At 61.5% G+C, this 13118-nt stretch carries 4 protein-coding genes; 3 read left to right on the top strand and 1 reads right to left on the bottom strand.

The window, feature by feature from the left end:
- On the bottom strand, window positions 1-7742 hold a 7742-nt coding region (locus AC07VO_RS02995; protein ID WP_495007477.1), incomplete at its 3' end, for a retention module-containing protein.
- Between the two features lie 356 nt (window positions 7743-8098).
- On the opposite strand from AC07VO_RS02995, the gene AC07VO_RS03000 reads away from it, so the two are divergent.
- From AC07VO_RS03000 to AC07VO_RS03010, 3 genes are read left to right on the top strand one after another with little or no spacing between them, the layout of a single operon-like run.
- A complete protein-coding gene (locus AC07VO_RS03000) occupies window positions 8099-9451 on the top strand; it encodes a TolC family outer membrane protein (RefSeq protein WP_018929411.1) in 1353 nt (450 codons plus the stop codon).
- A 39-nt stretch (window positions 9452-9490) separates the two neighbouring features.
- A complete protein-coding gene (locus tag AC07VO_RS03005; RefSeq protein ID WP_018929410.1) occupies window positions 9491-11647 on the top strand; it encodes a type I secretion system permease/ATPase in 2157 nt (718 codons plus the stop codon).
- The gene (locus tag AC07VO_RS03010; RefSeq protein ID WP_019581653.1) at window positions 11637-13004 is read left to right on the top strand and encodes an HlyD family type I secretion periplasmic adaptor subunit; all 1368 of its coding nucleotides are present in this window, start codon (window positions 11637-11639) and stop codon (window positions 13002-13004) included. Before AC07VO_RS03005 ends, AC07VO_RS03010 begins: the two co-directional genes overlap by 11 nt.
- The last annotated feature ends 114 nt before the right edge of the window (window positions 13005-13118 follow it).

A 13118-nucleotide genomic window follows, 5' to 3' on the forward strand; every position in this document is an offset into this window, starting at 1 on the left:
GCGCTCAGGCTGAGGTTGGTGGTGTCGACGGTGTCGGTCACGGTGGTGCTGACCGGCGTTTTGTCCGCCACCAGGTTCTCGTAGTTGCCGCCGCTGACGTTGGTGATCGAGTTGGTCAGCGGAGCGTGGCCGGTCAACGCGTCGTTCGGCGCGGCGGTGGTCACGGTACCGGTGGTTTTGCCGACGTCGATGGTGATCGTCTGGCCGTTGGCCAGGGACACGGTGACCGGGCTACCAGTCACTGGTGCACCGACGGTTGCGGTGTAAGTGACGGTGCCGCCTTCGGCGACGTTCGCGGTCGCAGTCAGCGAAACGGTACTGGTGTCGATCGTGTCGGTGACGGTGGTCACTGCCGGGGCAGTGCTCGGCACCAGGTTCTCGAAATTGCCACCGGTGGCGGTGGAAATGGTGGCCTGGACCGTACCGGCATCTTTGTAAACGTCATCGGATGGAGCCGGGACGGTGACGGTGCCGGTGGTTTTACCGGCATCGATGGTGATCACGGCGCCGTTGCTCAGGGTTACGGTGACCGGTGTGCCGGCGGCGTTGGTCAGGGTCGCGGTGTAAGTGATCTGACCGCCTTCGGCGACCGAGTTGGATGCGCTCAGGCTGAGATTGGTGGTGTCCGGCGTGTCGGTCACCGAGGTATCCGCCGACTTGCCGTCGACTTCCAGTTTCTCGTAGTTGCCGCCCTTGGCGTCGTCGATCTTCACGCTCAAAGAACCGCCGCCAGCGAGGGCATCGTTTGGCGCAACGAAGTTGACAGAACCGCTGCTGGCACCGACCGGAATGGTGATGGTCTGGCCATTGGACAGGGTCACAACCACTGGCGAGCCGGTGACTGGCGCTGACACGGACGCGGTGTAAACCACGGTCCCACCTTCGGCCACGTTCGCGGTCGCACTCAGCGAAACAGTGCTGGTGTCGATGGTGTCGTTGACGGTAGTGACCGCAGGCGTATTGCTGGTTACCAGGTTCTCGAAGTTGCCGCCGGTTGCGTCTTTGATGGTTGCTTCAACAGTGCCGGCGTCTTTGTAGACGTCGTCCTTCGGCGCATCGACGGTTACGGAACCGGTGGTTTTGCCTGCTTCGATGGTGATCACGGCGCCATTGCTCAACGTCACGGTCACTGGCGTGCCGGCGGCGTTGGTCAAGGTTGCGGTGTAAACAATGGAACCACCTTCAGCCACCGAGTCGGTTGCGCTCAGGCTGAGGGTGGTGGTGTCTGGGGTGTCGGTCACCGAGGTATCCGCCGACTTGCCGTCGACTTCCAGCTTCTCGTAGTTGCCGCCCTTGGCGTCGTCGATCTTGACGCTCAAGGAGCCGCCACCCGCCAACGCATCGTTGGGTGCAACAAAATTGACAGAGCCGCTGCTGGCGCCGACCGGAATGGTAATGGTCTGGCCGTTGGACAGGGTCACAACCACTGGCGAGCCGGTGACTGGCGCTGACACGGACGCGGTGTAAACCACGGTCCCACCTTCGGCGACGTTCGCAGTCGCACTCAGCGAAACGGTACTGGTGTCGATGGTGTCGTTGACGGTGGTGACCGCCGGGGCAGTGCTCGGCACCAGGTTCTCGAAATTGCCACCGGTGGCGGTGGAAATGGTGGCCTGGACCGTACCGGCATCTTTGTAAACGTCATCGGATGGAGCCGGGACGGTCACGGTGCCGGTGGTTTTACCGGCGTCGATGGTGATGACGGCGCCGTTGCTCAGGGTCACGGTCACGGGTGTGCCAGCGGCATTGGTCAGGGTCGCGGTGTAAACGATGGAACCGCCTTCAGCCACCGAGTTGGATGCGCTCAGGCTGAGGGTCGTGGTGTCCGGTGTGTCGGTCACCGAGGTATCCGCCGACTTGCCGTCGACTTCCAGCTTCTCGTAGTTGCCGCCCTTGGCGTCGTCGATCTTGACGCTCAAGGAGCCGCCACCCGCCAACGCATCGTTGGGTGCAACAAAATTGACAGAGCCGCTGCTGGCGCCGACCGGAATGGTGATGGTCTGGCCATTGGACAGGGTCACGACCACTGGCGAACCGGTGACCGGTGCCGATACGGACGCTGTGTACACCACGGTCCCACCTTCGGCGACGTTCGCAGTCGCACTCAGCGAAACGGTACTGGTGTCGATGGTGTCGGTAACGGTGGTGACCGCCGGGGCAGTGCTCGGCACCAGGTTCTCGAAATTGCCACCGGTGGCGGTGGAAATGGTGGCCTGGACCGTACCGGCATCTTTGTAAACGTCATCGGATGGAGCCGGGACGGTCACGGTGCCGGTGGTTTTACCGGCATCGATGGTGATCACGGCGCCGTTGCTCAGGGTCACGGTGACCGGAGTGCCGGCGGCGTTGGTCAGGGTCGCGGTGTAAGTGATCTGGCCACCTTCGGCTACCGAGTTGGATGCGCTCAGGCTGAGGTTGGTGGTGTCGACGGTGTCGGTCACGGTGGTGCTGACCGGCGTTTTGTCCGCCACCAGGTTCTCGTAGTTGCCGCCGCTGACGTTGGTGATCGAGTTGGTCAGCGGAGCGTGGCCGGTCAACGCGTCGTTCGGCGCGGCGGTGGTCACGGTACCGGTGGTTTTGCCGACGTCGATGGTGATCGTCTGGCCGTTGGCCAGGGACACGGTGACCGGGCTACCAGTCACTGGTGCACCGACGGTTGCGGTGTAAGTGACGGTGCCGCCTTCGGCTGCCGAAGCGGTGGCATTCAGGGTCACGGTCGTGGTGTCGATCGTGTCGGTGACGGTGGTGACTGCCGGGGCAGTGCTCGGAACCAGGTTTTCAAAGTTGCCGCCGGTTGCGTCCTTGATGGTTGCTTCAACGGTGCCGGCGTCTTTATAGACGTCGTCCTTCGGCGCATCGACGGTGACGGAACCGGTGGTTTTGCCTGCTTCGATGGTGATGACGGCGCCGTTGCTCAGGGTCACGGTGACCGGAGTGCCGGCGGCATTGGTCAGGGTCGCCGTATAGGTGATCTGACCGCCTTCATCTACAGCGCCGGTCGCAGTGAGCGACAGGTTGGTGGTGTCCGGTGTGTCGGTCACCGAGGTGTCCGCCGACTTGCCGTCGACTTCCAGTTTCTCGTAGTTGCCGCCCTTGGCGTCGTCGATCTTCACGCTCAAAGAACCGCCGCCAGCCAAGGCATCGTTCGGTGCGGTGAAGTTCACGCTGGCGCTGCTCGAGCCAACCGGGATGGTGATGGTCTGGCCATTGGACAGGGTCACGACCACCGGCGAACCGGTGACCGGTGCCGATACGGACGCTGTGTACACCACGGTGCCGCCTTCGGCGACGTTCGTGGTCGCAGTCAGCGAAACGGTGCTGGTGTCGATGGTGTCGTTGACGGTAGTGACCGCTGCCGCTGGGCTGGTGGCCAGGTTTTCAAAGTTGCCGCCTGCGGCATCCTTGATGGTCACTTCGACTTGGCCAGCGTCCTTGTAGACGTCGTCCTTTGGTGCATCGACGGTCACGCTGCCGCTAGTGGCACCGGCGGCGATGGTGATGACGGCACCGTTGCTCAGGGTCACGGTGACCGGTGTGCCGGCGGCGTTGGTCAGGGTTGCGGTGTAAACAATGGAACCACCTTCAGCCACCGAGTCGGTTGCGCTCAGGCTGAGGGTGGTGGTGTCTGGGGTGTCGGTCACCGAGGTATCCGCCGACTTGCCGTCGACTTCCAGCTTCTCGTAGTTGCCGCCCTTGGCGTCGTCGATCTTGACGCTCAAGGAGCCGCCACCCGCCAACGCATCGTTGGGTGCAACAAAATTGACAGAGCCGCTGCTGGCGCCGACCGGAATGGTAATGGTCTGTCCGTTGGACAGGGTCACAACCACTGGCGAGCCGGTGACCGGCGCCGACACGGAAGCGGTGTAAACCACGGTGCCGCCTTCGGCCACGTTCGCAGTCGCACTCAGCGAAACGGTACTGGTGTCGATGGTGTCGTTGACGGTGGTCACCGCCGGGGCAGTGCTCGGCACCAGGTTCTCGAAATTGCCACCGGTGGCGGTGGAGATGGTGGCCTGGACCGTACCCGCGTCCTTGTAAACGTCATCGGATGGAGCCGGGACGGTCACGGTGCCGGTGGTTTTACCGGCATCGATGGTGATGACGGCGCCGTTGCTCAGGGTCACGGTCACGGGTGTGCCAGCGGCATTGGTCAGGGTCGCGGTGTAAGTGATCTGGCCACCTTCGGCTACCGAGTTGGATGCGCTCAGGCTGAGGTTGGTGGTGTCGACGGTGTCGGTCACGGTGGTGCTGACCGGCGTTTTGTCCGCCACCAGATTTTCGTAATTGCCGCCGCTGACGTTGGTGATCGAGTTGGTCAGCGGAGCATGGCCGGTCAATGCGTCGTTCGGCGCGGCGGTGGTCACGGTACCGGTGGTTTTGCCGATATCGATGGTGATCGTCTGGCCGTTAGCCAGGGACACGGTGACCGGGCTACCAGTCACTGGCGCACCGACGGTTGCGGTGTAAGTGACGGTGCCGCCTTCGGCTGCCGAAGCGGTGGCATTCAGGGTCACGGTCGTGGTGTCGATCGTGTCGGTGACGGTGGTCACTGCCGGGGCAGTGCTCGGCACCAGGTTCTCGAAATTGCCACCGGTGGCGGTGGAGATGGTCGCCTGGACCGTACCCGCATCCTTGTAAACGTCATCGGATGGAGCCGGGACGGTCACGGTGCCGGTGGTTTTACCGGCGTCGATGGTGATCACGGCGCCGTTGCTCAGGGTCACGGTGACCGGTGTGCCGGCGGCGTTGGTCAGGGTCGCGGTGTAAGTGATCTGACCGCCTTCGGCGACCGAGTTGGATGCGCTCAGGCTGAGATTGGTGGTGTCCGGGGTGTCGGTCACCGAGGTATCCGCCGACTTGCCGTCGACTTCCAGCTTCTCGTAGTTGCCGCCCTTGGCGTCGTCGATCTTGACGCTCAAGGAGCCGCCACCCGCCAACGCATCGTTGGGTGCAACAAAATTGACAGAGCCACTGCTGGCGCCGACCGGAATGGTAATGGTCTGGCCGTTGGACAGGGTCACAACCACTGGCGAGCCGGTGACTGGCGCTGACACGGACGCGGTGTAAACCACGGTCCCACCTTCGGCGACGTTTGCAGTCGCAGTCAGCGAAACGGTGCTGGTGTCGATGGTATCGGTGACGGTGGTGGCTGCCGGGGCAGTGCTCGGCACCAGGTTTTCGAAATTGCCACCGGTGGCGGTGGAGATAGTGGCCTGGACCGTGCCGGTGTCTTTGTAAACGTCATCGGCAGGGGCGGCGACGCTCACGCTGCCAGTGGTCGCGCCTGCAGCGATGGTGATCACGGCCCCGTTGCTCAAGGTCACGGTGACTGGCGTGCCCGCCGGATTGGTCAGGGTCGCGGTGTACAGAATCTGACCACCTTCGGCCACTTCGGTGGACGCCGACAGGCTCAGGCCGGTGTCGTCTTTCGAATCGGTGATGGTGGTGAGTGCCGGCTCGGTGCTCGGGGTCAGTTGTTCGAAATTACCGCCGGTGGTGCCGGTGATCGTAGTGCTGACGGTGCTGCCGTTGTTGTAGACGTCATTGGCCGGGGTATCGACGGTCACGCTGCCGGTGGTCTTGCCCGCTTCGATGGTAATGATCGAGCCATTGCTCAAGGTCACGGTCATTGGCGTGCCAGCCGGGTTGGTCAGGGTGGCGGTGTAAGTGATCTGGCCGCCTTCGACAACGGTGCTGGTGGCGCTGAGGCTCAGGCCGGTGTTGTCGATCGAGTCGGTAATGGTGGTGACGGCCGGCGTGGTGCTCGGTACGAGGTTCTCGAAATTGCCACCGGTCGCACCGGTGATTGTGGTGCTGACGGTGCTGCCGTTGTTGTAGACATCATTGGCCGGGGTTTCGACATTCACGGAACCGGTGGTTTTTCCGGCTTCGATGGTGATGGTCGAGCCGTTGGACAGGGTCACGGTGACCGGTGTTTGCGCCGGGTTAGTCAGGGTGGCGGTGTAGGTGATCTGGCCACCTTCAGTGACGCTGCCGGTGGCAGTCAGGGTCAGGCCGGTGTTGTCGATCGAGTCGGTAATGGTGGTGACGGCCGGCGTGGTGCTCGGTACGAGGTTCTCGAAGTTGCCACCGGTGGCACCGGTGATCGTGGTGCTGACGGTGCTGCCGTTGTTGTAGACGTCATTGGCCGGGGTTTCGACGGTCACGCTGCCGGTGGTCTTGCCCGCTTCGATGGTAATGACCGAGCCATTGCTCAAGGTCACGGTCATTGGCGTGCCAGCAGGGTTGGTCAGGGTGGCGGTGTAAGTGATCTGGCCGCCTTCGACAACGGTGCCGGTGGCGCTGAGGGTCAGGCCGGTGTTGTCGATCGAGTCGGTAATGGTGGTGACGGCCGGCGTGGTGCTCGGTACGAGGTTCTCGAAATTGCCACCGGTGGTGCCGGTGATCGTAGTGCTGACGGTGCTGCCGTTGTTGTAGACGTCATTGGCCGGGGTATCGACGGTCACGCTGCCGGTGGTCTTGCCCGCTTCGATGGTAATGACCGAGCCATTGCTCAAGGTCACGGTCATTGGCGTGCCAGCAGGGTTGGTCAGGGTGGCGGTGTAAGTGATCTGGCCGCCTTCGACAACGGTGCTGGTGGCGCTGAGGCTCAGGCCGGTGTTGTCGATCGAGTCGGTAATGGTGGTGACGGCCGGCGTGGTGCTCGGTACGAGGTTCTCGAAATTGCCACCGGTGGCACCGGTGATCGTGGTGCTGACGGTGCTGCCGTTGTTGTAGACGTCGTTGGCCGGGGTTTCGACGTTCACGGAGCCGGTGGTTTTTCCGGCTTCGATGGTGATGGTCGAGCCGTTGGACAGGGTCACGGTGACCGGCGTCTGCGCCGGGTTGGTCAGGGTCGCGGTGTAGGTGATCTGGCCACCTTCAGTGACGCTTGAACCCGCTGTCAGCGTAACGGTAGTGGTGTCGACGGTGTCGGTGACCTGGGTCACGGCCGGAGCAGTCGGCGGGGTGACCACGATACCGCTGCCACCCGTGGTGCCAGTGACGGTCACGTCGATTTGGGTCGGATCGTTATAAACAGTGTCGTTCGGCGCCAGAGGAACGTTGACGGTACCGGTAGTCTGGCCGGCTGTGATCACGATCACCGCGCCGTTGGACAGGGTGATGGTCAGGTCGGTCAGCGGTGCCTGGGTCAGGGTCGCGGTGTAAACCAGTACACCACCGGCCTCGGTGATAGTTGGCGTGGCGCTCAGACTCAGCGTTGATTCGCGCAGGGCATTGGTGCTGGTATCGGCCGTCTGGCCGCCGGTAGTGTTTTGTGTTGCCAAAGCCGCAGTGGCGAGGCCTGCGGTAGGGAAGCCAATGGTCGGGTCGACCCGGGCAGCGGTTGCCTCCAGGGCCACGAAGCTGTGGCCGCCACCGGCAGAGCCGCCCGCGCTCGCGGCAGTAGGGCCGGCCGCGGTGGCTTCAAGAGCGGTGGTCGGGTCGACACCGGCAGCGATGGCTTGCTGCAATTCGTCAACCGATGGCGCGGCTTGTGCAGTGGCTTGTGCAAGGTCGGTGCTGGAGTCCGGATTGCTGCCACTCCACTGAGTGTCGCGGCCCAGGTCCAGGGTCCGCCCGTCAGCCAGTTCAAGGGTAATGGCGCCGGCGGCACCGGTGTCCACTTGGTCGCCCACAAACAACCGGTCGCCTTCAACGAGTACGCGGCGGATGCCCTCTGGGGACACCGCGAAAACCTGACCAACAATGCTTTTGACGATGGCAACAACACTGCTCATTGAAGACTCTCCGGGTGTCACGTTCAGTTGACTTCCATGAACCGCTCGGGCGCGTTCGCCGATCGGGGCTGGACGTTCTTACAAAATTCGATACATAACTTTGACGCTCGAATCGTCAATAATTTGGCTATATTCTTTCGAAATTAACTTTATGCCAAACTATTGACCTTATGGGAGTCATCCTAAACAATCGTCCAAGTAATGTCACATTGATATTTAAGCGGCGACCTGTCCCACAGCGTGTGATCCAGTTCCGATTTTGAACTTTCCGACATACGGTCATTCCGGTTGCCATCATGCGATGCAGCGCCATGTTCTGCAGTGATTCAAGACAAGAAGTCCCGGGAATTCCATCTATGCGTTTGCACCTGTTCAAGGTTCTACCCTTCGCCTTTGCCGCCAGCGTTGTTCAGGCGCAAACCCTTCCGCAGGCCATGCAACAGGCACTGGATGTCCATCCGGAAATCCAGGCAGGGGTCAATAGTCGGCTGGCCGCGGATTATCAATTAAAGGCTGCAAAAGGTGGATACCTGCCACGGGTCGATCTGCTGGGCGGTTATGGTCGCGAAGGCACCGACAGTGTCTCCACCCGTGCCGCTGGCGGCAGCAACCACTGGGAAACGCTGAACCGGAGCGAGTCAAGTTTACGTCTGTCACAGATGGTTTTTGACGGTTTTGCGACGTCCAGCGAAGTGGGGCGTCAACAAGCCACCGTTAATTCCCGTGCTTATTCCTTGATGGGCACCTCGGAACGCACCGCGTTGACCGTCGCTCAGGTTTATCTCGATGTGCTGACCCGCCGCGAATTCGTGCGCCTGGCCGAAGACAACCTGAAAAACCACGAACGGATTTTTGACCAGATCAAATTGCGCACCCAGCGCGGCGTGGGCAGCGGCGCCGATCTCGATCAGGCCGAAGCACGCATGGCCCAGGCCCGCAACAACCTGATCACCGAGCAGACCAACCTGGCAGACGCCCAGACCAACTTCCTCAGTGCCGTCGGCCAAATGCCCGATCAACTGGAGCGGCCTGCCGATTTTATGGCGCTGTTGCCAGCCAACCTGAATGAAGCCCGGGCGCAGATGCTGGAAAACAGCCCGATCCTGCGTTCCGCCGAATCGGATATCGCTGCTGCCGAGAAACAGTACGAAGCCGCCAAGTCGAGCTTCTACCCGCGCTTCGATGCCGAACTGGGTCGCACCGCCGACAACGACCTCGATGGTCAGAACGGTCACAACAACGAATGGCAGGCCATGCTGCGCATGCGCTTCAATTTGTTTGCCGGTGGCAGCAACAAGGCCGATCTGGAATCCAAGTCCTACCTGTCGAACCAGGCGCTGGATATCCGCAACAACGCCCTGCGCGTGTTGAATGAAGAACTGGGCCTGGCCTGGAATGCCCTGAACAACGCCAACGCCCAGGTGCCGATCGCCCAGCAATATGTCGATCGCAGCGCCAGCGTGCGCGGCGCGTATCAGAAGCAATTCAGCCTCGGCGAACGGACGCTGCTTGACTTGCTCGACAGTGAAAACGAGCTGTTCACCGCTTCCCGTCGGCTGGTCGAGATCAAAAACATTCAGTTATTTACTCAGTACCGAATCAAGGCGACCATGGGCGAATTGCTCAAAAGTCAGGGCGTAGTCGCACCGTTGGCATCCGTTGTGCAGAATGACGTGAAGCCCAAGGTCCAGCTGCCTGGGATGAATTGAGTCCTGCCCCATTTCAACTGTTAGCCAAGAGTGTCGAGCGTGGAATCAGAAGTCAGTCGAGTTCAACTCATTCATGATCCACGCGCGCTGCATGACGATCCGTTACTGGACGGCCTGCTGGCCCTCTGCACTTTGCACCAGAAGCCGGCCAGCGCGGCGATGCTGACCACCGGCCTGCCGTTGCCCAAACAGCGCCTGAGCGTCGAACTGCTGCCTCGTGCGGCCGCTCGCGCCGGGCTGCAAGGGCGGGTGCTGCAACGCAAACTGGAGCAGATTCCGGCGATCGCCATGCCGGCGCTGTTGCTGCTCAAGGACGGACGCAGTGCGGTGCTGCTCGGCTGGCACGGTGAAGACCAGGCCCGCTTGCTGCTCAGTGAAAGCGATGGTGGCGAAGTCTGCGTCAGTCGTGAACTGCTCGCCGACGACTACAGCGGCAAAGTGTTCTTCGCCCAACCCCAGCACAAATTTGACGTTAACCATGGCACGCTGATCCCGCGCGCGCGTTCATGGTTTCGCGACACCCTCAAGCGTTCGCGCTGGCTGTACGTCGACGCCATCGCTGCCAGTCTGCTGATCAATATCATCGCCATGGCCGCGCCGCTGTTCGTGATGAATGTCTACGACCGCGTGGTGCCGAACCAGGCCGAATCGACCCTTTGGGTGCTGGCCATCGGCATCACCGGCGCTTATGTGTTCGACCTGATTCTCAAGAGCCTGCGCAGTCTGTGCCTGGACCTGGCGGGCAAGAAAACCGACCTGATCATTTCAGCGACGCTGTTTGAGCGCATCGTCGGCATGGCCATGAAGTACCGCCCGGCGCGGGTCGGCAGCTTCGCCCAGAACATCCATGAATTTCAGAGCCTGCGCGACTTCCTTGCGTCGCTGACCCTCACTAGCCTGATCGACCTGCCGTTTACGCTGTTGATCTTCCTGGTCATCGCGATCCTCGGCGGGCATCTGGTGTGGATTCCGGTGCTGGCGTTCCCGATTGCGCTGCTGATCGGTTATGCCTTGCAGAAGCCGCTGGTGGCGACCATGGAGCGAACCATGGCCCTGGGCGCCGAGCGCCAGTCGAGCCTGATCGAAACCCTCGCCGGTCTTGATGCGGTCAAGGTCAACAACGCTGAAAGCGAACGCCAGTATCAGTGGGAGCAGACCATCGGCACCCTCAGCCGCCTTGAGCTGCGGGTGAAAATGCTGTCTGGTCTGGCGATGAACATCACCTTGCTGATTCAGCAATTGGCCGGGGTGATCATGATCGTCTTCGGCGTGTACCAGATCATTGCCGGCAACCTGAGCATGGGCGGTTTGATCGCCTGTTACATGCTCAGCGGTCGCGCCCTCAGCCCGCTGGCCTCGCTGTCCGGTCTGCTGACCCGCTACCAGCAAGCCCGCGTGACCATGACCTCGGTCGATCAGATGATGGAGTTGCCTCAGGAGCGCAATTTCGACGAGCGCCCGCTGAGCCGCAAGGTCCTGCAAGGCGCCATTGAATGCCGTCAGTTGACCTTCACCTATCCGAATCAACAGAACCCCGCGCTGAAGGGCATCAACCTGATCATCAAGCCGGGCGAGAAGATCGGCATCATCGGTCGCAGCGGCTCGGGCAAAAGCTCCCTGGCCAAACTGCTGGTGGGCCTCTATCAGCCGGACGACGGCGCGTTGCTGGTGGATGGTGTGGATATCCGCCAGATCGACGTCAGCGAACTGCGCCACAACATTGGCTACGTGCCCCAGGACATCCAATTGCTCGCCGGTACGTTGCGCGACAACCTGGTGTCGGGCGCGCGCTATGTCGAAGACGAATTGGTGCTGCAAGCCGCGGAGCTGGCCGGCGTCCACGAGTTCGCCCGCCTGCACCCGCAAGGTTATGAACTGCAAGTCGGTGAGCGTGGGCAGAACCTGTCCGGCGGTCAGCGCCAGAACGTGGCCCTGGCCCGAGCGTTGCTGCTCAACCCGCCGATCCTGTTGCTGGACGAACCCACCAGCGCCATGGACAACACTGGCGAAGAGCGCCTGAAACAACGCCTCGCTGCCGTGGTGGAAAACAAGACCGTGGTGCTGGTGACGCACCGGGCCTCGCTGTTGTCGCTGGTGGATCGCCTGCTGGTGATCGACCGCGGGCAGATTCTCGCCGATGGCCCGAAAGCCGCCGTGATGGAAGCGTTGAAAAAGGGGCAGATCAGTGTTGCTTAAGTCCGGGGTCAAAGAATCCATCCGCCGCTACTTCAAAGGCTCCGCGTCGCTGCAAGGCCAGCCTCTTCCCGAGGTCAACAAAGCGCTGATCGAGGACGCCCCACGCGTGGTGCGGTTGACGATCTGGGCGATCATTGGCTTCTTCGTGTTCCTGATGCTCTGGGCCAATTTTGCGGTGATCGATGAAGTCACCAAAGGCGACGGCAAGGCGATTCCGTCGTCGAAGATCCAGAAAATCCAGAACCTTGAGGGTGGCATCGTTTCCGAGCTGTTCGTCAAGGAAGGGCAAATCGTCGAGGCTGGCGCGCCGCTGATACGTCTGGACGACACACGGTTTGCCTCCAACGTTGGCGAAACCGAAGCCGATCGGCTGTCGATGCTGTTGCGTGTGGAGCGCTTGAGCGCCGAGGTCGATGACCGTCCGTTGAATTTTCCCGCCGATGTGCTCAAAGCTGTACCCGGCCAGGCCGCCAGCGAACAGTCGTTGTACATCAGTCGTCGTCAGCAACTGCACGATGAGATCGGTGGCTTGCAGGAACAGTTGATCCAGAAGCAGCAGGAGCTGCGTGAGTTCACCTCCAAGCAGGCCCAGTACCGCAGCGGTCTGTCCTTGCAGCGTCAGGAAATCGCCATGTCCGAGCCGTTGGTGGCTCAGGGCGCGGTATCCCCGGTCGAGGTATTGCGACTCAAGCGTGCCGAGGTCGAAACCCGCGGCCAATTGGACGCCACCACCCTGGCGATCCCTCGCGCCGAATCGGCGATCAAGGAAGTGCAGCGCAAGATCGATGAGACTCGCGGTAAATTCCGCAGCGAAGCCCTGACTCAACTCAACGAAGCGCGCACCGATCTGAACAAGGCACAGGCGACCGGCAAGGCGCTGGAAGACCGGGTCAGCCGGACACTGGTGACATCGCCGGTACGTGGCATCGTCAACAAATTGCTGGTGAACACCATCGGCGGCGTGATCCAGCCGGGCAGCGACCTGGTAGAAATCGTGCCGCTGGACGACACCTTGCTGGTGGAAGCCAAGATTCGCCCGCAAGACATCGCCTTCCTGCATCCGGGGCAAGATGCCACGGTGAAGTTCACGGCTTACGACTACACCATTTATGGCGGGCTGAAAGCCAAGCTGGAGCAGATCGGTGCCGACACCATCACCGACGAAGACAAGAAGACCACGTACTACATCATCAAACTGCGCACCGAGCGCAGCCACCTCGGGACGGATGAAAAGCCGTTGCTGATCATTCCTGGAATGGTGGCGTCGGTGGATATCATTACTGGCAAGAAGACCATACTCAGTTATTTGCTCAAGCCGATTATCCGTGCTCGCGCCGAGGCGTTGCACGAGCGGTAGTTTTCGGGTGAGGCTGATGGCCTCTTCGCGGGCAAGCCTCGCTCCTACAGGACGCGGGGCTTCTGTAGGAGCGAGGCTTGCCCGCGAAAGCGTCCTCAAAGACACCACACTTCA

This window comes from Pseudomonas sp. GW821-FHT03E01 (assembly GCF_059420765.1).

Coding starts and splice junctions, on each gene's coding strand:
- AC07VO_RS03000 (WP_018929411.1), top strand. CDS start 8,099: ATGCGTTTGCACCTGTTCAAGGTTCTACCCTTCGCCTTTGCCGCCAGC.